Origin of the sequence: Coprococcus sp. RTP21428st1_C9_RTP21428_210409 (assembly GCF_040227395.1) — a bacterium.
Taxonomy (GTDB): Bacteria; Bacillota; Clostridia; order Lachnospirales; family Lachnospiraceae; genus Coprococcus; species Coprococcus aceti.
Map to the genome: position 1 here is coordinate 24,486 of NZ_JBEHVV010000013.1, position 23,361 is coordinate 47,846.

18 protein-coding genes are annotated in these 23,361 nt (G+C 44.2%); 14 read left to right on the plus strand and 4 right to left on the minus strand.

Going from position 1 to position 23,361, the window contains the following annotated elements; translation table 11 throughout:
• Positions 1-22 precede the first annotated feature (22 nt).
• From ABUA34_RS04345 to ABUA34_RS04370, 6 genes are all read left to right on the plus strand, one after another.
• Complete coding sequence (locus ABUA34_RS04345; RefSeq protein ID WP_055147105.1) at positions 23-2,155, plus strand: transglutaminase-like domain-containing protein; 2,133 nt, start codon at positions 23-25, stop codon at positions 2,153-2,155.
• Between the two features lie 32 nt (positions 2,156-2,187).
• Positions 2,188-2,895, plus strand: a complete 708-nt coding sequence (locus ABUA34_RS04350; protein ID WP_055147108.1) for an AzlC family ABC transporter permease — start codon at positions 2,188-2,190, stop codon at positions 2,893-2,895.
• On the plus strand, positions 2,895-3,203 hold the full coding sequence (locus tag ABUA34_RS04355; RefSeq protein ID WP_055147111.1) for an AzlD domain-containing protein: 309 nt from the start codon (positions 2,895-2,897) through the stop codon (positions 3,201-3,203). Before ABUA34_RS04350 ends, ABUA34_RS04355 begins: the two co-directional genes overlap by 1 nt.
• 90 nt (positions 3,204-3,293) lie before the next feature.
• Positions 3,294-4,313 carry a S66 family peptidase gene (locus ABUA34_RS04360; RefSeq protein WP_055147114.1) on the plus strand — a complete coding sequence of 340 codons (1,020 nt, stop codon included), beginning with the start codon at positions 3,294-3,296 and terminating at the stop codon, positions 4,311-4,313.
• A gap of 494 nt (positions 4,314-4,807) precedes the next feature.
• The gene (gene thrS, locus ABUA34_RS04365; protein WP_055147116.1) at positions 4,808-6,571 is read left to right on the plus strand and encodes a threonine--tRNA ligase; all 1,764 of its coding nucleotides are present in this window, start codon (positions 4,808-4,810) and stop codon (positions 6,569-6,571) included.
• A 69-nt stretch (positions 6,572-6,640) separates the two neighbouring features.
• Positions 6,641-6,817 (plus strand): hypothetical protein, encoded by a 177-nt coding sequence (locus tag ABUA34_RS04370; protein WP_349822892.1) that lies wholly within the window; start codon positions 6,641-6,643, stop codon positions 6,815-6,817.
• A gap of 91 nt (positions 6,818-6,908) precedes the next feature.
• Here the strand turns inward: ABUA34_RS04370 and ABUA34_RS04375 are convergent, their stop codons facing one another.
• Positions 6,909-7,343: an RrF2 family transcriptional regulator gene (locus ABUA34_RS04375; RefSeq protein ID WP_119202793.1), complete on the minus strand. Its 435-nt coding sequence runs from the start codon at positions 7,341-7,343 to the stop codon at positions 6,909-6,911.
• Between the two features lie 504 nt (positions 7,344-7,847).
• On the opposite strand from ABUA34_RS04375, the gene ABUA34_RS04380 reads away from it, so the two are divergent.
• From ABUA34_RS04380 to ABUA34_RS04415, 8 genes are all read left to right on the plus strand, one after another.
• On the plus strand, positions 7,848-9,158 hold the full coding sequence (locus ABUA34_RS04380) for an O-acetylhomoserine aminocarboxypropyltransferase/cysteine synthase family protein (protein ID WP_022058096.1): 1,311 nt from the start codon (positions 7,848-7,850) through the stop codon (positions 9,156-9,158).
• Between the two features lie 234 nt (positions 9,159-9,392).
• Positions 9,393-10,322 carry a cysteine synthase A gene (cysK, locus tag ABUA34_RS04385; protein ID WP_004851367.1) on the plus strand — a complete coding sequence of 310 codons (930 nt, stop codon included), beginning with the start codon at positions 9,393-9,395 and terminating at the stop codon, positions 10,320-10,322.
• 223 nt (positions 10,323-10,545) lie between these two features.
• Entirely contained in the window at positions 10,546-11,592 is a 1,047-nt protein-coding gene (locus ABUA34_RS04390) for a Fic family protein (protein ID WP_349822893.1), read from the plus strand.
• A 149-nt stretch (positions 11,593-11,741) separates the two neighbouring features.
• Positions 11,742-12,809 carry a lysylphosphatidylglycerol synthase transmembrane domain-containing protein gene (locus tag ABUA34_RS04395; protein WP_349822894.1) on the plus strand — a complete coding sequence of 356 codons (1,068 nt, stop codon included), beginning with the start codon at positions 11,742-11,744 and terminating at the stop codon, positions 12,807-12,809.
• Between the two features lie 101 nt (positions 12,810-12,910).
• Positions 12,911-15,604: an NYN domain-containing protein gene (locus ABUA34_RS04400; RefSeq protein ID WP_349822895.1), complete on the plus strand. Its 2,694-nt coding sequence runs from the start codon at positions 12,911-12,913 to the stop codon at positions 15,602-15,604.
• 33 nt (positions 15,605-15,637) lie between these two features.
• Entirely contained in the window at positions 15,638-17,125 is a 1,488-nt protein-coding gene (gene glpK / locus ABUA34_RS04405; RefSeq protein WP_349822896.1) for a glycerol kinase GlpK, read from the plus strand.
• 13 nt (positions 17,126-17,138) lie between these two features.
• Entirely contained in the window at positions 17,139-19,682 is a 2,544-nt protein-coding gene (locus ABUA34_RS04410; protein ID WP_349822897.1) for a type I restriction-modification system subunit M, read from the plus strand.
• Position 19,683: 1 nt separating this feature from the next.
• Positions 19,684-20,313, plus strand: coding sequence for a restriction endonuclease subunit S (locus ABUA34_RS04415; RefSeq protein WP_349822898.1), 630 nt, complete (start codon positions 19,684-19,686; stop codon positions 20,311-20,313).
• 102 nt (positions 20,314-20,415) lie between these two features.
• Here the strand turns inward: ABUA34_RS04415 and ABUA34_RS04420 are convergent, their stop codons facing one another.
• The 3 genes from ABUA34_RS04420 to ABUA34_RS04430 form a co-directional block, all read right to left on the minus strand.
• Positions 20,416-21,651, minus strand: a complete 1,236-nt coding sequence (locus ABUA34_RS04420) for a restriction endonuclease subunit S (protein WP_349822903.1) — start codon at positions 21,649-21,651, stop codon at positions 20,416-20,418.
• A gap of 71 nt (positions 21,652-21,722) precedes the next feature.
• Positions 21,723-22,607: a nucleotidyl transferase AbiEii/AbiGii toxin family protein gene (locus ABUA34_RS04425; protein ID WP_349822899.1), complete on the minus strand. Its 885-nt coding sequence runs from the start codon at positions 22,605-22,607 to the stop codon at positions 21,723-21,725.
• Complete coding sequence (locus tag ABUA34_RS04430; RefSeq protein WP_238050795.1) at positions 22,604-23,182, minus strand: type IV toxin-antitoxin system AbiEi family antitoxin domain-containing protein; 579 nt, start codon at positions 23,180-23,182, stop codon at positions 22,604-22,606. The genes ABUA34_RS04425 and ABUA34_RS04430 overlap by 4 nt, the downstream gene beginning before the upstream one ends.
• Between the last annotated feature and the right edge of the window lie 179 nt (positions 23,183-23,361).

The window sequence follows — 23,361 nt, forward strand, 5'->3', positions numbered from 1 at the left end:
ATAGAATTACAGAGGTGTGGAATTGAGAGTTGTTTTGGGACTGGCTGTATGGGCGTTGTCGCTTGGTATGACATACCTTGTGGGCGATATCGCATACAGCTCGGATATAAATAAATATATGGACTCCACCAATCTTGTGGGTGCGTATATCATAGGAAGTCTGGTGATAGCACTGGTTTATTCTCTGTGGTACATTTTGAGAAAAGAACAGAGGATACTGGATATTGTGGTTCCGGTTACTGTGTTGCTGGGATGGGGGCTTGCCAGAAGAAAGCTGCTCTATGCCGGAGGAAAGGGCATGGTATACAGCATAGCATATGATCTGAAAAAGGTTTATGGGATAAAGACAGGACTCATAGATCTTGACTATGTCAGCGTGAGTGCTGTGACGGAATTTGTGCTTTTTATAGTGGCGGTGTCAATGTTCTTTGCCACTTATATGATATACAGGTGTAACAGTCTGATGATAGCTATCGGACTTGCATTTTTGTTTATGCTTGCTGGCGCAACACTCAGTGTACCTGTGAGTGCACCCGGAGTAGTGCTTACTGTATTGTCACTTATCGTGGCGAGATATGTTCTCATGAGAATGGGACAGCCGCTGTCGGTGGTGTGGAACATTGCAGTTCCTGTGACGGTATTTGCCGCGTGCCTTGTTGTCACCCTTCTTGTATATGACAGCGTATACGACAGAGGTGTGAAGGAACAAGGGAAACTGCTCGACATGGTGGACAACATGGAATATTTTCTGTCGGGGGAAAGTAACAAAGGATATTCAGGTTACTATAAGGTGGATGATTCTGAGGTCAATCCCGGTGATGAAGTTGTGGATGAGATAATCAGGGAGGATAAGCCTCAGGGAAATCTCTACGTCAAGTCGAGAAGCTATGTTACATATGAGAATGGGTCATGGCACGGAAGGGCAGATGGACACAGCCCTGATGATGAGGTCATGGTGTATTATGATAAGGACACATTTGCAAGATACGAATCAGAGATACAGGGATATGCGCCAGATAAGAAGTTTTCCAATGAGGTCATGGACAAACTGGTGACATATATAAGACAGCATATGTCATATACCACAGCACCAAAGAAATTTACCGAGGGTGAGGATCCGGTCAACAGTGCGATGTATGACGTTCATGAGGGATATTGTGTTCACTTTGCTTCTGCGGCGGCGGTGGGCTTCAGGATACTGGGAATCTCCACCGTGTATAATACAGGTTATGTGGTGCCGTCGTCTGCGTGGATAAAGCAGTCGGATGGAACATACCGTGCGGTGGTTCTGGATAAATACAGTCATGCGTGGATTGAAGCGTACAGTGAGGATGCCGGTGACTGGGTGATCGTGGATGCCACACCGCTTGGAGACAGGGCAGATACTTTGGGGATACCGAAGGAACCGGATTACAGCGGTGATAATACTGCGGACAATTCATCGGATGATACAGAGGAGCCGGAGACTTCTGAGGAGACTTCAAGTCCGGATGTAACAACGGATGTAACAACGGAGGCGACAACTGATTCGACAACCCAGATGTCAGAGAATACAGAAGTCACTACGGAGACGGATGGTGATTCTTCAAATGGCACAGGAGAAAATGGCAATCAGGTCGATGTCCCGAATGATGGCAGTGGAGATGCGCAGTCGGGATCACCAGGGGATGCCGGGGATGGTCTGTCGGAGCTTGTACAGAACAGAGTGTTCAGAACAGTTGTTGTTGTGCTTGCCGTGATACTGATATTGTGGGGCGCAGTCATCTTCAGAAGAAGGACGATAGTTGCGCGCAGGAGACGCAGGCTTGTGGGAAGAAACAGGATATCAGCTATATACGAGATGTCCACGGCGATGTATGATATGATGGTGTTTTCTGGTGCCATAGAGAATGTCAGTGAGAACGACACGGAGTATGCCGACACTGTCACGGAGTCGTGCAGCTTTATAAAGGGCGATGAGTTCACAGAGTTTATAAAATGGGTTCAGGCTGCTGTATACGGACGCGTTGAGCCGGATGACAGGCAGATCGCGGCTGCCAGAAAGCTGTATACAAAGGTAAGGGCATACACATATCTTGGCCTTGGGTTCAAGGACAGGTTTGTGTGGAAGTATGTAAAGTGTTACGACTGCGGAGGACGCAGAAGGAAGAGATAACATAATTTGTCACGAAAGAAGTAGTATTTAAGATGGAATTTAGAAAAGGGTTAAAGGATGGAATACCGATAGCACTGGGGTATTTCGCAGTAAGTTTTAGTTTTGGTCTGCTGGCGGTAAAGGGCGGACTCACAAGTTTTCAGGCGGTCATCATAAGCCTGACAAATGTAACCAGTGCGGGACAGTTTGCAGGACTCAAGATTATCCTTGCAGGGGGAACGCTGGTTGAGATGATACTCACCCAGTTCATAATCAATCTGAGATATTCTCTCATGAGCCTGTCACTTTCACAGAAGCTTGGGGAGGCAGTTGGAATCAAGGAGAGACTCGTAATAGCATTTGCAAATACTGACGAGATATTTGCGGTGGCGATGGGCCATGTGAAGGAATTGACATTTGGGTATATGATAGGACTTCAGCTCCTTCCGATAGTCGGCTGGACGGGCGGAACGCTGTTCGGTGCGGTGGCATCCGGGATCCTTCCGAAGTCCATCAGCAGCGCATTAAGCTTGGCACTCTACGGAATGTTCGTCGCCATAGTCATGCCGGTTGCCAGGAAGTCCAGACCGGTTGCCATAGTGGCACTTGTGGCTGCTGCCATATCATGCGTGTTGTATTACGTTCCGATATTCAAGTTTATATCGACTGGAATTGCCATAATCATAAGCACGGTGGCAGCCTCTGTGATAGGGGCTATATTCTTCCCAGTGGGAACTGCTGAGAAAAAGGAGGTGCAGTGATGAATATATACATATATATAATAACCATGGCGGTTGTCACTTACCTCATAAGAATGGTGCCGCTGGTGGCGTTCCGCAAGAAGATAGAGAACAGATTTGTCAATTCATTTCTATATTATGTGCCGTATTCATGTCTCACGGCGTTGACACTTCCGTCAATTTTATACAGTACGGAGAGTATCATAAGCGCTGTATGTGGATTTGTGGTAGCACTCATACTTGGAATCAAGCAGAAGGGGCTTATAGTTGTGGCTGCTGCGGCGTGTGTGACGGTGTTCGTGGTTGAGTGGATATTAAAACTGATGTAGAAATCTATGATGTCTGGGGATTTGGACCGGATGGCTGAATATGATAAAACGATAAGAAGGAGGTAAGCAGGAAATACCTGTGTATGATATATGAGATTTCCGAAATTTATAAAAAAGGGCGATGCGATAGGTTTCGTTGCGCCATCATTTGGCTGTGATACAGAGCCGTATAAGACTGCATTTGGCAGAGCGCAGGAGAACTTCAGGAATATGGGTTTTGGTATACAGATCGGACCAAATTGTTATACCGGTGAGGGCATAGGAATCAGCAACAAGCCGGAGCTGTGCGGTCAGGAGATAAATGACTATTACACATCGGAGAAGAACGATGCACTCATATCCTGCGGCGGCGGAGAGCTCATGTGCGAGATACTTAACTATGTTGATTTTGACAGACTGAGGGCAGCAGATCCGAAGTGGTTTATGGGATATTCGGACAACACAAATCTCACATTCCTGCTCACGACATTGTGCGATACGGCGTCCATATATGGTCCGTGTGCGGCGGCATTTGGACAAGAGCCGTGGCACCGATCAGTTGCGGATGCTATGGCGGTCCTTCAGGGACAGAAACTGTCATTTGCCGGATATGACGGATGGGAGAAGGAATCCCTCAGGGATGAGGAACATCCATTCTTGCCATACAACATCACAGAGCCAAGAGTGATAAAGGGCTATCCTGAGAAGTTCCAGGTGAGCGGGCGAATGATAGGCGGCTGCATGGACTGTCTGGTGAACCTTATAGGAACAAAGTTTGACCATGTTGGCGAATTCCTTGAGAGATATAAGGATGATGGATTTATCTGGTTCCTCGAGTCCTGTGATCTGAACGTCATGTCCATAAGACGAGCCATGTGGCAGATGGACAACGGCGGATGGTTCAGATACTGTAAGGGCTTTATGATCGGCAGACCGCTGCAGTTCGGACAGGAGATGATGGGCCTTGACCAGTATCAGGCTGTGCTGGGGATCATAGGAAAATACAATGTGCCTGTCGTGATGGATGTGGATCTCGGACATCTGTCACCGATGATGCCTGTGGTATGCGGCAGCATGGGAACTCTTGTGGTGGACGGCCAGGATATGAGTCTTTCCATGGAGATGAGGTAGAGAGAAGTCTGTTGGCTGTTTGATTGGCTGAAAAAGGCTGAAATGGTTGAAAAAAATAAAGACAAAAAAATAAAAAATACTATTGTGAAAAAAAATATATCGTGCTACACTAGGTGGCAGATAAGACAAAGGCATAGACGGAAAGAGTAGTGTGGTGGATGCATCCAGAGAGAGCTGCATATGTGAATCGGACTCAGATATGAATCAGACGTGAGCCAGAACATATGGTGGGAGCAGCTTATGATATATCACATGAAGACCACTCCCGAGCCGTGCGCGATATAAGCGTCACCGAGTAGCTGCGTTAAAGGCATAATTGAGTTAAAAGTTAAGGTGGAAACGTGCATACGCACCCTTAGATAGATTATATCTAAGGGTGCTTTTTTAGTTGTTACAGAAAGCTCATGTATAACCAGACGCCGGGCAGAATATATTGATGTCTGCTGCGTCTGCAACGTATTTTCACTTTATAAGAAGTAAGAAGGAGAACTGACATGGTTAATTTCAAAGAAGACGAACAGCTTAAGACACTGAATCATTCCTGTGCACATCTTATGGCACAGGCTATCAAGCATTTGTACCCACAGGCAAAGTTCTGGGTAGGACCGGTAGTTGCAGAAGGATTCTACTATGATGTAGATCTCGGCGATGACGTTATCAGAGGCGAGGAAGATCTCGCAGCCATCGAGAAAGAGATGAAGAAGATTGCCAAGAGCGGCAAGAAGATCATCCGCAAGGAGATATCCAAGGAAGAAGCTCTTGAGATGTTCAAGGATGACGAGTACAAGCTCGATCTTATAAATGGACTTGAGGATGGAACGATCACATGCTATGAGCAGGGTGATTTCACAGACCTCTGCCGTGGACCTCACGTAGACAATGTAAAGCTTTGCCGTAACTTCAAGCTCATCAGACATTCAGGAGCTTACTGGAAGGGCGACAGCAAGAACAAGGTTCTCCAGAGAATATACGGTGTGTGCTTCCCTACAAAGGAGGAGCTTGAGGAGCATCTTCAGTTACTTGAAGAGGCTAAGGAGAGAGACCACAGAAAGATCGGCAAGGACATGCAGCTCTTCATGGTTGATGACCTCGTAGGACGTGGACTTCCAATGTTCCTTCCAAAGGGATATACAGTATGGCAGGAGCTTGAGAACTACATCAAGCGCAAGGAGAGAAAGCTTGGCTATCTCCACGTTATGACACCTTGTGTAGGTACAGTAAACCTCTACAAGACATCAGGTCACTGGGATCACTACAAGGACAACATGTTCCCGGCAATGGAGATGGAGGGAGAGTCATTTGTACTTCGTCCAATGAACTGCCCGCACCACATGATGATATATGCAAACAAGATGCACTCATATAAGGATCTTCCTATCAGGATCGCTGAGATCGCACACGATTTCAGATTTGAGGCAAGTGGTACACTCAAGGGTATTGAGAGAGGAAGACACTTCTGTCAGAACGATTCACATATATTTGTGACACCAGACCAGATCGAGGAAGAGTTTGCAGGAGTTGTTAAGCTCATATTTGACACATACAAGGATTTCGGAATCACAGATTACAGATGCGTACTGTCACTCCGTGACCCAGAGGACAAGGTAAAGTATCACGATGACGATGAGATGTGGAACAAAGCAGAGAATGCACTTAGAAAAGTTCTTGATGATATAGGAATCGATTACACAGAGGAGATCGGTGAGGCTGCATTCTACGGACCAAAGCTTGATGTAAATGTTAAGCCGGCCGTAGGAAATGAGTATACACTCTCGACATGTCAGCTCGACTTCTGTCTGCCAGCTAAGTTCGATCTGAAGTATATCGACAAGGACGGCGAGAAGAAGACACCTGTAGTTCTCCACAGAGCTATCCTTGGATCTCTCGACAGATTCATGGCTTACATCCTTGAGGAGACAAAGGGCAATCTTCCAACATGGCTTGCACCTGTACAGGTAAGAGTTATGCCTGTCAAGACAGACAACGAGGATCTCATGGCTTATGCTCATAAGGTTGTTGATGCCCTTGATGCCATCGACGTTCGTGTAGAGCTCGACGACAGAGCAGAGAAGCTTGGTTATCGTATGCGTGAGGGTCAGGTTCAGAAGGTTCCATACCTTCTCGTAATCGGATTCAATGAGGCTGAGAACGGAACAGTATCATACAGACTTCACGGTGAGGCTGACACAACAGTTCTTCCACTTGACGAGTTCGTACAGAAGATCGACACAGAGATCAAGACAATGGCTCACAAGTAAGAGTGAAAATTTTACATCACAGGTTCACTTACCCTGTCCGCAAGGACAGGGTATTATTTTTGTAAATAAATGCATAATTTGAGGGAGGTATATGATCTCTGTGAAAAATATGGTGAATACATAGATAACAGGTATTATATGTACCGTGAGGAACACGGATTTGAGATGCCGGAAGATGTGTTCCCTGGGGATGGTGTAAGGCTGTATGTTGAGAAAGTTGTACGGATTTTGAAGTCAAAAATATAAAAATATAACAAAAGCATGTATATATGAATCCCAGCTGCCCTGCTGGAAATCATATATACATGCTTTTATGTTTTGATAGGGCAAATATGATTTAAATGCAATAGTTATCTGCCGCCTCAGGTCTTTCTGCCACAAGGTCAGCGATGGTGGTGGTGTCTACCACGTCCCGGATCGCTTTGTCCAGTCTGCGCCAGAGACCTATGGTGGAGCATCTTGCCTCGCGGTCGCACTGGAATTCATCTGCATCAAGGCACGCAACAGGAGATATGCCGCCCTCAGTGAGCCTTAAAACCATTCCAACTGTTATGTCCTCCGGTGCTTTCCTTAGAAGATAGCCTCCCTGCGGTCCTCTGGTGCTCTTCACCAGCCCGCCGGAGTTTAGCACAGAAGTGATCTGCTCAAGGTATTTCTCGGATATTTCCTCCTGTGCGGCAACATCCTTGATGCTCACTGGCTTGCCGTCTGTCCTCGATGCTATATTTATAAGAAAACGCAGAGCGTAACGCCCTTTTGTGGATACCTTCATAATATAAACCTCCCAAATGCCTGTATTTACTGATGATTTCACATCATTTACATGTCTATTATAACATCTGAAAAAAAACAATCAAGATAATTCATAAAAAACCTATTGACAAAGTGGGAATTAGGCTGTAATATACAGCTATGCTTAATTCATAGTTTCCGAGTAGGAATTATGTGAAAAGTAAAAATAATCACAGAAATGATACGATCAAGTCAAAGTTCAAAGACGAAAATCGAGAAAGAGGTGTTGATATGCTGGGAAGGACATTTAAACCACAGTACCTTAATGAAGACAGACGAATGTGTTGCATAGAAGTCATGTGTTGCTGCTGTTAAATCAAACACAGAACAAATAATCATGACACAGATATAAATAACAGATCATACATAATAGACAGAGAATAATAAAGAAGAGTATAATGCCACATGAGCTCATATACATGACAAGATGAATGGGCAGGTGCGCATGACAGATAATATATTTGAATTTAAGGAGAATAAGATCATGGCAAAGAAGACAAGAGCAGAGAGAAATTTAAAGTTTGAGACATTACAGTTACACGTAGGACAGGAGACAGCAGACCCGGTTACAGATGCAAGAGCGGTACCAATCTACCAGACATCATCATTCGTATTCCACAACTCACAGCATGCAGCTGACAGATTTGCACTCAAGGATGCCGGCAACATCTACGGAAGACTTACAAATCCAACAGAGGATGTATTTGAGAGAAGAATCGCAGCCCTCGAGGGTGGCGTTGCAGCACTGGCAGTTGGTTCAGGTGCAGCGGCAGTTACATATACAATTCAGAACCTTGCACTTGCAGGAGACCACATTGTAGCAGCAAAGAATATCTACGGCGGAACATACAATCTCCTTGCACATACACTCAAGGATTACAATGTAGATACAACATTCGTTGATCCACTTGATCCACAGGCATTTGAGGATGCTATCCAGGAGAACACAAAGGCCCTCTACATCGAGGTTCTTGGAAATCCTAACTCAGAGGTTTCAGATATCGAGACAATTGCAAAAATCGCTCACGCACACAAGATTCCGCTAGTGATCGACAGCACATTTGCAACACCATACCTTGTAAGACCTATCGAGTACGGCGCTGACATCGTAGTTCACTCAGCAACAAAGTTCATCGGTGGACACGGAACAACTATCGGTGGCGTTATCATCGACAGCGGTAACTTCGACTGGAAGGCATCAGGCAAGTTCCCACAGCTCACTGAGCCAAATGAGAGTTACCACGGCGTGAGCTTTGTAGACGCAGCAGGTCCTGCAGCATTTGTCACAAGAATCAGAGCTATCCTTCTCCGTGACACAGGTGCTACGATCTCACCAATACACTCATGGATATTCCTTCAGGGACTTGAGACACTGTCACTCCGTGTTGAGAGACATGTATCAAATGCACTCAAGGTAGTTGAGTACCTGAACAACCATCCACTTGTTGAGAAGGTAAATCACCCTTCAGTATCCACAGATCCTGAGCAGCAGAGACTGTACAAGAAGTACTTCCCTAACGGCGGTGGTTCGATCTTCACATTTGAGATCAAGGGTGACGCAGAGACAGCCAAGAAGTTCATTGACAATCTGGAGATATTCTCACTTCTTGCAAATGTCGCTGATGTTAAGTCACTGGCTATCCACCCGGCATCAACAACTCACTCAGAGCTGAATGAGGCTGAGCTTATCGATCAGGGAATCAAGCAGAACACGATCAGACTTTCAATCGGTACTGAGAACATAGACGATATCATCGAGGATCTTGACGAGGCATTCAAGGCAATCCAGGAGTAATATATTTGCGGTGCGGCTTGTGAATGTCGCAGCAGATAGACAATACCACGTTGCAGGAACGTTTCCACTCGTTTCGGCCTACAGCGGTACTAGCACTCACTTCGTATCGCTGAGTACCGGTGGCCTCAAATGTCCTGCAAGTGGTATTGGTTACTGCTTGCGACAGATATACTTGGTTTTCGCACCGCAAATCATATATTAAAATTTTGCAGTTAGAAAGAGAGGTTTTATACAATGAGTAATATATATAAGAGCGCAGCAGAGCTTATAGGTAAGACTCCACTTCTGGAGCTTTCAAACATAGAGAAGAAGAATGATCTCAAGGCAAATATCCTTGCGAAGTTGGAGTACTTTAACCCAGCAGGAAGTGTAAAGGACAGGATCGCATTCCAGATGATCGAGGATGCTGAGAAGGATGGAACACTCAAGCCGGGTGCAACTATCATCGAGCCTACATCAGGTAACACAGGTATCGGTCTTGCATCCATAGCAACAGCCAAGGGTTACAAGGCGATCATCGTTATGCCTGAGACCATGAGCGTTGAGAGACGTAACATCATCAAGGCATACGGTGCTGAGATAGTTCTCACAGACGGAACAAAGGGAATGAAGGGAGCCATCGCAAAGGCTGATGAGCTTTCAAAGGAGATCCCTGGCAGCTTTGTAGCTGGACAGTTCGTAAATCCATCCAATCCAAAGGCACACAGACTCACAACTGGTCCTGAAATCTGGGAGGATACAGACGGCAAGGTAGATGTATTTGTAGCCGGTATCGGAACAGGTGGAACTATCACAGGCGTTGGCGAGTATCTGAAGGAGAAGAATCCAGATGTAAAGGTCATCGCAGTTGAGCCTGCCACATCACCAGTTCTCTCAAAGGGTGTTTCTGGAGCACACAAGATACAGGGAATCGGTGCAGGATTTGTTCCTGACACTTTGAATACAAAGGTATACGACGAGATCATCGCTGTTGAGAATGATGATGCATTTGCAGCAGCAAAGGAGATCGCATCAGCAGAGGGAATCCTCGTAGGAATCTCATCAGGTGCAGCTTACTTTGCAGCAAAGCAGATCGCAGAGCGCCCTGAGTATGCAGGCAAGAATATCGTAGTACTTCTTCCAGACAGTGGAGACAGATATTACTCAACTCCGTTATTCGGCTAAATGGATATATAGTAATTGCTGTGATATAGAATTTATATGAAAAAGCCACCACATCGTGTTTTGATGTGGTGGCTTTTTTGAAAGTACCCTTAATTAGCTGCATAAATAGTATACAATTGGATAACCTTAAAACTGATAGAACATTGAGGGGAAATGCCCTTAATTGGGTTGACTTTCCCTTAAAATGTGCTAGTATTTAAGGGAAAAGGAGTAGATTAAGGGAATGAGAACTTTTAATTACAGTAAAATAAAAGAAGAAAAATGGGATTCTGAAGTGCTTGGACTCATAGCTGCAATATATAGATATGCAGGTAAACAGGAACTGTATTTAAGACAGCGTCCAGATGAACTGGATAAGCTTGTGGAGATAGCAAAGATCCAGAGCACGGAGGCGTCCAATGCCATAGAGGGTATAGTCACAACAAATACAAGAATAAAGCAGTTGGTTGAGGAGAAGACCACACCGAAGAACAGAGCCGAGGAAGAGATAGCAGGTTACAGGGATGTGCTGGGGGTTATACATGAAAGCTTTGATGCAATACCTATAACTCAGAATTATATACTTCAGCTGCATAAGATGTTGTACAGTCATATGAATAACCCATTTGCAGGAAGGACAAAGACGGTGCAGAATTATATCAGCGCAACTTATCCTGATGGGCAAACGGAAGTCCTGTTCACGCCGATGGCTCCATTTGAGACACCGGAAGCGCTGGACAGGATATGTGGGGAATACAACAGGGTGATCGGTAATTTCGAGGTGGAGCCGCTGATCGTCATTCCTGTTTTCATACATGATTTTCTGTGCATACACCCGTTTAATGATGGCAATGGCAGAATGAGCAGACTGCTCACAACGCTTCTGCTATATAGAAGCGGATTCTATGTTGGAAAGTATATTTCTCTTGAGGCAAAGATAGCGGGGAATAAGGAGTTATATTATGAGTCGCTTGGGAAAGCCCAGGCAAGCTGGCACGAGGGCACAGAGGACGTGATCCCGTTTATAAAATATCTCCTTGGGACAATACTGGCTGCTTATAAGGATTTTGAGGAGCGCTTTGAAATCGTAGAGGAAAAGTTGCCGGCGATTGAGATGGTGCGAAAAGCAATACTGCTGAAAATAGGAAAGTTTACAAAGCAGGATATAATGGAACTTTGTCCGTCTCTCAGCATCAGTTCGGTAGAGGGAGCACTCAGAAAACTCGTAAAAGAGGGCGATATAGGCAGAGGCGGTACAGGCAAGTCTACCTATTATGTCAGAATGAAATAACAAATGCTTGTTTTTTTCACTTTAGCTTGTTAATCTATTGTACGAAACATGAGATCAGCAGCTAATTGCCGGTGCATTTGAGATGGTGGGCAGATTGGGATAAGACTGATCTGAATGAATTGATATTAGGGGAAAAGGGATATAAGACTATGAAAAAACTATCAGATAGACAGAAAACACTTATAAAATGGTTGTGTGTGCTGGTGCTGGTCGGACTTATCATATATGTGTTCCGTGACATGGCAGGCCCTATAATGTCGCAGCTTGTAAAGACAAGTCCTGTGGTCGTGGCAGCTATTCTCGGAGCGACGCTTTTATACGGAGTGATAGAGAGTTGCATAACGTTTATCCTCATGCGACAGGTGGAGAACAATATGACATTTTTCGATGCAAATATTATGACGTATTTTGTGTCATTTTACAGGGTGTCAACGCTTGGAAGCGGTACCATAGTGGCATCCACATTGTTCATGAAACACTGCGGAATACAGCCGTCGAAAGCGCTTGGTCTGTACTCTATTGATTATGCGATACACAAGATGACCATATGTGTTATGGCGGTGGCATTGTTTCTTGCGAACAGAGAATATATGCTTGGAGTATTTGGCAAATACAGTTCATATGTTGTCCTCGGCGTTATAGCGACCATACTCATAACGATGGCGATAGTGCTCTTTGCGTGCTGGCCGCCGTTTCACAGATTCCTCAGATGGCTTCTTGAAAAAGCTGATGCTTTGTTTAAAGGACGATTTGCAAAGCAGATTGACAGTTTAAGTGAGCAGACAGCTATGATGGAGGATGCCACCAGGGTTGTGCTTAAGAAACCGTGGCTTATAGTGGTAGTCATGCTGCTTGATATATGCAAGTTCGCGTGCTGGTTTGCCATACCTTATATAGTGTGTCACAACTTGTGTGATATGAATATTGTCACGTCAATAGGTATAACAGCCATGAGTGTCATGCTGGCGGCAGTCATTCCTATGCCGGGAGGAATCGGATCAAGTGAGCTTGTTATGACAGCGATCTATTCGGGACTTGTTGGTTCTGCTGCAGCCGGAGCCATGGCACTTCTCTATAGATTTGCCACATTCATGTTCCCTTTTATCATAGGTGCATTTACAGCCATATTCTTCAAGAGGTTCAAGAGATATAAGGCGGCGCAGAATGAAAAACAGGGAATCCCGGATGGCGATAGCATGGCGGATACAGACTCATAGCTGAACCGATAAATGAGTTTATAAAGAACCGATATATATCAATGGTCAGCAAGATGCGTGGCAGGTGATATATATCGGCTGGTGAAGGGAAAAAGATACATATGAAGAACATAGTCGCGGGCATACTGGCCCACGTTGATTCAGGCAAGACCACACTCTCCGAGGCGATGCTCTACCAGACTGGACGTATCAGAAAGCTTGGACGTGTGGATCATCAGGATACATACCTTGATACAGACAGTCAGGAAAAGGACAGGGGAATTACGATATTTTCCAAGCAGGCGGAGCTTAACTTTGGTGATATGCATATAGCACTGCTTGACACTCCAGGACATGTGGATTTCGGAACGGAGATGGAGAGGACTCTTCAGGTCCTCGATTATGCAGTTTTGGTAATCAATGGCATGGACGGTGTTCAGAGCCACACGGAGACACTGTGGAAACTGCTTGAGAGATATGAGATTCCTGTATTTATATTTGTAAATAAGATGGACATGACGGGGTATGACAGGGAGTATCTCATGGACAATATCAGACACAGACTGAGTGATGGCTGTGTCGATTTTTTATGTGAAGATGCTGGTGAACACATAGCTATGTGCGATGAGAACATGTTAGAGAGATTCCTTGAGACCGGGGAAAACCGGGAAGATGACATAGCTAAGGCTGTGGCAGACAGAAAGCTGTTTCCTTGTTATTTTGGTTCAGCACTTAAAAATGATGGCGTGGCTGAGCTGCTGGATGGAATGAACAGATATGTGACTGAGCCTCAGAGAATGAATGAATTTGGCGCGAGGGTATTTAAGATCGGCCGTGATGACAAAGGAGAGAGGCTGACTTATATGAAGATCACAGGGGGAACCTTGAGACTAAAGGATGTACTCACGCTTACAGGCAGACAGGGCGAGGAAACACTTGAAAAGGTAAACCAGATAAGGGTGTACTCCGGTGCAAAGTACGACATGGTAACCCAGGTTCCCGCCGGATGTGTCTGTGCTGTTCCGGGACTTGTGAATACCTACGGCAGACAGGGAATCGGTGCCTGCCCGGATGGAGAGCTCCCAAGTCTGGAGCCGGTTCTCAGCTATAAGGTCATGTACCCGACTGATGTGGATGCGGTCACGATGGTGTCAAAGCTCAGACTGCTTGAGGAAGAGGATCCCCAGCTCCAGGTGCAGTGGAATGAGACTGCAGGAGAGATATACATCAAGGTCATGGGGCAGGTACAGCTTGAGGTAGTGGCTCAGATGGTAAGAGACAGGTTTGGAATTGCCATCACATACGGACAGGGCAGGATATCATACAAGGAGACGATCGCGGCTCCAGTCATGGGTGTAGGACATTTTGAACCGCTCAGGCACTACGCAGAGGTACATTTGTTGCTTGAACCTATGGAAAATGGCAGTGGAATGTGCTTTGACAGCATTTGCAGCGAGGATGTACTGGATAAGAACTGGCAGAGACTGATACTCACCCATCTTCAGGAGCGTGAGTTCAGGGGAGTGCTTACGGGATCACCAATCACGGATATGAAGATAAGCATCACTGCGGGGCGCGCACATCAGAAGCACACTGAGGGTGGAGATTTCAGACAGGCGACATACAGGGCGGTGAGACAGGGCCTTATGATGGCGGAAAGTGTCTTGCTGGAACCTGTGTATGCATTTAAAATAGAGGTACCACAGGAATATGCCGGAAGGGTTCTTGCAGACATAGTGAAGATGAGCGGAACTATGGACGGTCAGGAGATATCCGGTGAGACGACAGTCATCACGGGACATGCCCCGGTATATACCATGAGAGAGTATTACAGTGAACTCACAGCATTTTCCAGAGGTACAGGCAGGCTTCAGGTGGATATAGACGGCTATCAGCCATGCCACAACACCGAAGAGGTTCTGGCTGAGAGACATTATGATCCTGAGCTTGACAGATTTAATCCATCATCATCGGTATTCTGCGCCCATGGTGCAGGTTATCTGGTGGACTGGTATGATGTGTATGAGAACATGCATGTGAAGGAGGATCCGGGATTTGAGATCTCGGGCCAGCTTGGCTACACGGAAGATGGCTATGCTATGGATATTCCGGTGAACAGGCCGGGAAAGAGTGTATCGGAGATGTCCATAACAGATGAGGAGCTCAGCGAGATATTTGCAAGGACATTTGGCGGAGATTACAAGGACAAGGATGTGGCACTGAACGGAAGATTCAGGAGAACTACATCTGAGTATAAAGTAAATGGACAGTATAATAAGAGTCAGTCCAGAGACAGACAGCCTGGGAATGGGCCTCTTGTGGGCAGCAGGCCAGCCGATAGAGGGATAGCAACACCTGGAGCATTCAAGCGCAGAAAGAGTGGCGAGGACTATGTCATAGTGGATGGCTACAACGTCATATTTGCGTGGGATACACTTCGGGAACTGTCGGAGCACAACATAGACTCCGCGAGAGGAAAACTCATGGATATCCTGTCGAACTATCAGGGATATATGAACTGTCATCTGATAGTGGTATTTGACGGCTACAAGGTGAAGGACAACAAGGGGGAGAGATTTCCTTATGACGATATAGAGGTTGTGTACACCAAGGAGGGTGAGACCGCGGATGCGCATATAGAAAAGCTCACACATGAGATTGCGAGAAAGCACAAGGTCACTGTGGTCACATCAGACGGACTGGAGCAGATAGTCACCATGGGACAGGGCGCGATCCGCATGTCCTCACGGGACTTCAAGGCAGAGGTTGAGAGGGTGAACGAACACCTGAGGGAAAATTATTTGAAAAATGACTAGGGCCGAGCGTCCGTAAATCAGAAGGAGGGCAATTTGGCAGATTATATAATGGCGCTGGATCAGGGAACGACCAGCTCAAGGGCGATAATATTTGATAAGGAAGGCAGGATATGCTCAGTGAAACAGAAGGAGTTCACCCAGCATTTCCCGAATAACGGCTGGGTGGAGCATGACCCTATGGAGATATGGGCAACCCAGATGTCGGTGATGATGGAGGCGAGGGAGACCATGGGAATCCGCACCGAGGACATAGCCGCAATAGGAATCACCAATCAGAGAGAGACAACCATAGTGTGGGATCGAAAGACCGGCAATCCGGTGTATCATGCCATTGTGTGGCAGTGTAGGAGAACTGCGGACAGGATAGAGCAGCTTAAGGCTGAAGGATATGACAAGGTGATAAGAGAGAAAACGGGACTGATAGTTGATCCATATTTCTCTGCAACGAAGATAGAGTGGATACTTGACAATGTGCCTGGAGCCAGGGAACGCGCAGAGGCAGGGGAGCTGATGTTCGGAACTGTTGACACATGGCTTATATACAAGCTCACAGGCGGAAGAGTCCATGCAACGGACTACACGAACGCATCGCGTACCATGCTATTCAACATTCATACACTGAAGTGGGACAGGGAATTGCTTGCAAAGTTCAACATCCCGGAGAGCATGCTTCCGGCAGTGAGAAATTCCAGTGAGATATACGGATACACGGACAGAGAGATATTTGGCGGTGAGGTGCCTATAGCGGGAGTTGCCGGAGATCAGCAGGCTGCGCTGTTCGGACAGTGCTGCTTTGAGGCAGGAGATGTGAAGAACACCTACGGAACAGGTTGTTTCCTCCTCATGAACACGGGGGATAAGGCAGTTGACTCGCAGCAGGGACTTCTCACCACCATAGCCATAGGACTTGACGGAAAAGTCAGCTATGCGCTTGAGGGAAGTGTGTTTGTGGCTGGAGCAGCCATCAAGTGGCTCAGAGATGAGATGAAGCTCATAGACAATGCTGCGGATACTGAGCGCATTGCTCTGTCTGTGCCGGACAGTAATGGTGTATATGTGGTACCTGCATTTACGGGACTTGGCGCTCCTTACTGGGATGCGTACGCCAGAGGGGCAGTGTTCGGCCTTACAAGGGGAACAAATAAGGCGCACTTTGTCAGGGCGACAGTCGAATCGCTGGCATATGAGACATCGGATGTTCTTGCGGCTATGGAGATGGATGCAGGACTTTCTATCACAAGCCTGCGAGTGGACGGTGGTGCAAGTGCCAACAACTTCCTGATGCAGTTCCAGGCAGATATAGAGAATGCCGAGATTGTGCGGCCTGTGATCACGGAGACAACAGCTCTGGGCGCTGCATATCTGGCTGGACTTGCGGTTGGCTACTATGACAGTCTGGATGAGATCAAGGGTTACTGGAAGGCCGACAGAAGATTTGAGCCGGGGATAACCGAGGATAAGAGGGAGACGCTCCTTGCAGGCTGGAAGGATGCTGTGGAGAGAACAAGAGTGACAAGGTGATAGGAGGAGAGAGATGAACAAACAGCAGCTTGCCTCAAGAATATGGGAATCTGCGAACAAGATGCGTTCAAAGATAGAGGCAAATGAGTACAAGGATTATATTTTAGGATTTATATTTTACAAGTTTTTGTCTGACAGAGAGGTTGAATATCTGAAAAAGAATGATTGGGAGGATGGTGATCTTCCGGAGCTTGTAGAAGAAGACAAAGAGGTTGTGGAACAGTGCCGTCATAATCTGGGCTATTTTATAGAATACAGAAACCTGTTTTCAACATGGATCAGTATGGGGCGCGATTTTGATGCATCCAATGTAACAGATGCTTTGTCGGCATTTGAGCGTCTTATAAATGATTCGCATAAGAAAGTGTTTTCAGGAGTATTTGAGACACTTCAGACCGGCCTGTCAAAGCTTGGAGAGACTAGCAATGCCAGAACAAAGGCTATCAGCGATCTGCTTCAGCTCATCAAGGATATACCGATGGACGAGAAACAGGGATACGATGTGCTGGGATTCATATATGAATATTTGATATCGAATTTTGCGGCAAATGCCGGAAAAAAGGCCGGGGAATTCTATACCCCACACGAAGTGTCTCTTCTCATGTCGGAGATTGTTGCATATCATCTGAAGGATAAAGAGCATATCGCAATATATGATCCAACTTCAGGCTCAGGCTCACTGCTTATTAATATAGGACATAGTGCGTCAAAGTATATGAGCCGTGACAGTATAAGATATTATGCACAGGAGCTTAAGGAGAATACATACAATCTGACTAGAATGAACCTGGTAATGCGGGGGATAAATCCGTCAAATATATTTACGAGAAATGCGGACACGCTGGAGGATGACTGGCCTATAGATCTCGAAAGCTATCCACCTGTTCTGCGAGTGGATGCAGTAGTCTCTAATCCGCCATATTCGCAGCAGTGGTCTCCTGAAGGCAAGGAGCTGGATCCGAGATATAGTGAATATGGACTTGCACCAAAAAGCAAAGCGGACTATGCCTTTCTTCTGCATGACCTGTATCATATTAAGCCGGATGGCATTATGACTATAGTACTTCCTCATGGAGTGTTGTTCCGATGTGGCGAGGAGGAGCGCATAAGGACAAACCTTATAGAGAAAAATAATATCGATGCGATAATTGGTCTTCCTGCAAACATATTTTTTGGAACTGGCATACCAACGATTATCATGGTCTTAAAGCAGCAGAGAGATAACAATGATGTTCTCATAATTGATGCCTCAAAGGGGTATGTCAAAGAGGGCAAAAATAATAAGCTTCAAGCATCGGATATAAAGCGTATTGTTGACACATATATATCCAGAAAAAATATAGATAAGTATTCAAAGGTTGTAAGCAGATCAGAAATACGTGCAAATGAATACAATCTGAACATCCCAAGGTATGTGGACTCTTCGGAAAATGCAGAATCATGGGATATATATGCAAGCATGATGGGAGGAATCCCGAATGCGGAGATAGATGAGCTGTCCATGTATTGGGATGCGTTCCCGGAACTTAGAGATCTGTTATTTGCTGGTGATGGTACGCCTTATTCCAGTGTGAAGGTGGAGAATGTTAAGAAAGAGATAGAGAACAGTGCTGATATAGAGCGGTTCAGAAAGAAGTTTACGGATTCGTTTGCAGATTTTGATGATGTACTTCGAAATAAGCTGATCACCGGCATGGAAACTGTACAGGTTTCAAAGGAAGAGGCGGTGATAGGAGATGATATATTTGCAAGATTGGCGGACGTACCGCTTGTAGACAAATACGCTGCGTATCAGATACTTGATGACAATTGGAATACAATTGCCATGGATTTTGATGTGATCCTGACAGAGGGCAAGGATGCGGTCAGAGGTGTTGATCCAAACATGGTTGTCAAGAAAGATAAGGAAGTTCAGGACGGCTGGAAGGGTAGAATACTGCCATTTGATCTTGTACAGAAGGAATTGCTCCGGGATGAATTGGCACAGATCACAGAAAAAGAGCGTCGTATCAATGATATATCATCAGAGTATGAGGAGTTAATCGACAATCTTACTGAGGACGACAAGCAGAGTGATATATTAAATGATACCCAGGATGCTTTCAATGCAAAGGGTGTTGCCGTTAGGCTTAAAGAGCTTAGAAATGCAGATACCGAGGAAGAGAAGGCATTGAAGGTTACACTAGAGAGATATACTGCGCTGTCTAAAGAGGAGAAGGATCTGAAAAAGGCAGTGAAGGACATGAATGTTGAACTTCACATGAAGACCAAGACTGTTATTGAGAATCTGACAGATGCAGAGGTTGATGAGATGTTATACAGAAAGTGGATATTCCCAATATCCGCTGGCATGAAGACCATACCGGAGAGCATTGTGGGTGATCTTGAGAAGAAGGTTCAGGCTCTCAGCAGCAAGTATGCAAATACCCTGACTGACATAGAGAATGAAATTCACAGTGCTGAGGCAGAATTGTGCAAAATGCTCGATGACCTGGTTGGAAATGAGTTCGATATGGCAGGACTTGCATGCCTGAAAAAGCTTCTCGGAGGTGAATAGTATGGGTGATAATTCAAAAAAGCCGGGAATTAGATTCAAAGGATTTACTGATGATTGGGAACAGCGTAAGTTTGCGGATTATTATAAAATGAGTTCTGGCTATGCATTTAAAATGACTGATTATTGTGATGATGGAGCTGGATTAATAAATGGTGAGTCTATTCAACATGGAATAATAAACGATGATAATTTAAACCATTTACCAGAATCATTTATTGAACAATATCCGGAATTTGTTTTAAAAGAAGGAGACATTGTTGTTGGATTAAATCGACCAATCACAAATGGAAATCTTAAAATTGCACGAATACCAAGCAAATACAATAATTTTATGCTATATCAAAGAGCCGGGAAAATAGTATATAAAGCGGGGTGTGATAAAGATTTTAGTTATATTCTTCTATCTCAGGAAATATTAAAGCATACATTGGTAGAGGCAGTTGGGTCCGACCAACCATTTATTAGTACCTCAAAATTAGATAAATGGAAAATAATGATGCCTATGAATATTGAAGAGCAAGAAAAGATTGGTGTTTATTTCTCCAACCTCGACCACATCATCACTCTTCATCAGCGTAAGGTATCTTCACGGCTATTTCTGAACAAATCTACTATTTTTCGTGAAAATTGAGCTTAAAACCGTAAGTTAAGCAAATTTTTACAAACAAAATGATAATGCCAACCAGTAAAATTTTTAATCGCGTGATCATTCTGGCTGGCATTATAATTTTTGCTATACAAACATCTTTTCGAGCATCGATAATTTTATTTTTTTCAATTTTTCCAACTCACGCTGATGAAGGGTGATGAGATGATCTAGTGATTGAAAATACTTACCAATTTTAGACTGTTCTTCCTTTGCTTTAGGATAAATAATATCCGTATCATGCACGGCGGATTTTGAAATTGATGTAACTTTAATTCCCTGCATCAAAGGTATCAACTGACTATGATAAGCACTAGAATTTAAATAATATCCCAAATATCCAGAGGCAAATTGTTCCACCGGTCTGTATGGAATAGTGTGCAATCCAGACACTACAATCTCACCATTCAATCCCGCTATTTCACTACATTTTCCAACGGTTGAGTCTTCTGACGTATCTGCAACAATCACATCTCCATTCTGTAAATATGAAGATTTATATTTAGTCAATACTCCCTCATCAGAAATCATAGGAAGCGACTCTTTGCTTACATCCAATACCTCTCCAAACTTGATAAGGATATCACCATAATGAACATTTTTTGCAACACCATCTTTGTTCGATAGATCAGCTCTTGAAAGTGTATTATTCTGTAAACTAACCAATATATCCCCCAACTTACGCTGTTCCCAATCGTCAGTAAATCCCGAAAATCTGATTTCCGGTTTAGTCTGTCCATCTTTCGGAAACATTTTTTCAAGCATGGATTTTTTGATCACTACCAACTTGTCATACTTACGCTGATGAAGGGTGATGAGGTGGTCGAGCTGTTTGAAATAGTCACTTATTTTTTGTTGTTCCTGTATTGATGGAAGGGTCAACGTTGCTCCAAAATAGCCATCTGTTGTCATTCCTGTTAAAGCGGTTTGGGTTGACACACTAACAAGATATTTTCTGATGTCATGGAGGTAATTTAACTCCAATGTTGCTACATGAGAATTAACAACGTTTTTATCTAATTTGACCCTTCTTGTATGCCACGCAAATGCACTACCTGCGCCGTTTTTACCTATACAAACTGTTCTTGCGATTCCCTCTGGCACAATTGAAGATTCACCGTAAATGATATCATTCTCTTCCAATATAAACTTGTCATCATTGACTGGTCCCAATCGATAGATTTCCCCATCGAAAATATCACTGTCATATATATTTCCAACCCCGATTACATTAGTGCCTTTTCCATAATCTTCTTTGCTAATATAGATTCCTGCATTATGATCAATAACTACATCCCCCAACTTACGCTGTTCCCAAGCAATAGCTCATTCAAATCACAGTAATAAATCACAAAAATATATACTTAAAAACGCATTTTCAGTTTCGACCACTACTATTCCCATTTACCCTGTTCAGGATTCCATCTTGTTTTCTCCGTTCCTTCAAACAACGGACGCACAAAAGCTTTTATCCAATCCATAGCATCTGACATAGATACCTGAATAAGTGCTTTCTTCTTCTTTAAGAATGATTTCCATCTTGTCTGATGCACTGGATCATTTAGAAATTCATCGCTAAAAGCAGCGGAGTCCATTGTCATTGGTGTTTTTCTATTCTCAAATGTCTGTATAACAGCATTCCGAAGCTCTGCATAAGAAAACACATATTTTTTAGAAAGAACATAGATATCATAAAAATCCTTATATCTGCTATTAAGATATCCATTATGAATAATAGCTTCCATTTTCTCTGCAATCGATGTTTCCAATGAGTAAGCATTCACTCTTGGTGATTCCATATCAAGTATTACAGGAAAGTCCATCTTGACAGTCTCCGGATAGATTACATCTCCAAAACCTATATCGATGCTAATTGGTATTTTCGTTCGGTCGAGATACCCTACAAATGATACATGCAAGCCATGATATTCCTTAAACTCTGTAATGTCCTCAACTGTAATAGAATCCACATCAAACACAAGCGCATCATCAACATCCCGAGAAAAAATTTTTTGAAACACACTTTTCATTTCTTCACTGCCGTTTGATATCCTTTGCGCAAGCAAATCCACATCCGTTGTTGCTCTTTCATAATTGCGCCCGAATAATGCATAAAGGAATATGCCGCCCTTCAAAACGAAATTATCTGCATATTCTGATATCGAAATTCTGTAGATTGTTCTTTCCAGACCATAGTAAGTAAGAGCTTCCTGAAAAGTACAACCACTTTTTATTGCGAAGTTTTTAAGTCTCGCCTTTACTGAATCAACATTCATCATATAAGCACCTCCAGATATGTTCTTACCACTTTCTCGCAACGCAGCCGTTTTGCGTAGGCGTAAATCCTGTCTATTTGTCTGTCCCTGCGTTTTAGGTAATTTTTAAACACCTCGGATGTTTCTTCAATTCCGATCTTGTTCCTGTAGTAAATAATATCTACCACTGTTTTCTCAATATCGAAAATATGAAAACAATTTTTACCCTCATAGATTTTCTTTACACCGATATCCATTCGAGATTGGGAAAAATAAAAAATCCTTATCTCCGGCCATTCCGGCAGTGTATTTACTTTCTTTTTGCGCTCTATCGCAACATCTACAGCATCTGGAAGAAAATTTGTAAGTCCGTAATACCGAGCGGCACTCATCAGACAGATTACTCCGTTCGGCACATAAGCCTCGGCACTAAAAAAATCGTTTTCATCGCCTTTGTACTCAAGATTTTCATAGGTGCTACGGTTTATCCTCGACAGTATTCCAACCTTTTCAAGCTTGTCGATTTTGTAATAGGTATACCCCATATTTTTTAGTTCTGTGGTTGTGATAAACTTTTTATCTTCAGCGATTTTACTCATATAAATCACCTCCAACTAAACTATATAGCAATCACATTAAAAATTCAACTAATTTCGGCAGTTAAAAATAATAGCCGATTTTAATTAAGTTTTGTCAAATCCTAGTGCATAACATTTTTTCCATCCGTATATTCATTGCTTTGCATTTCAATATACTTATCATTGACTTTACCAATTGT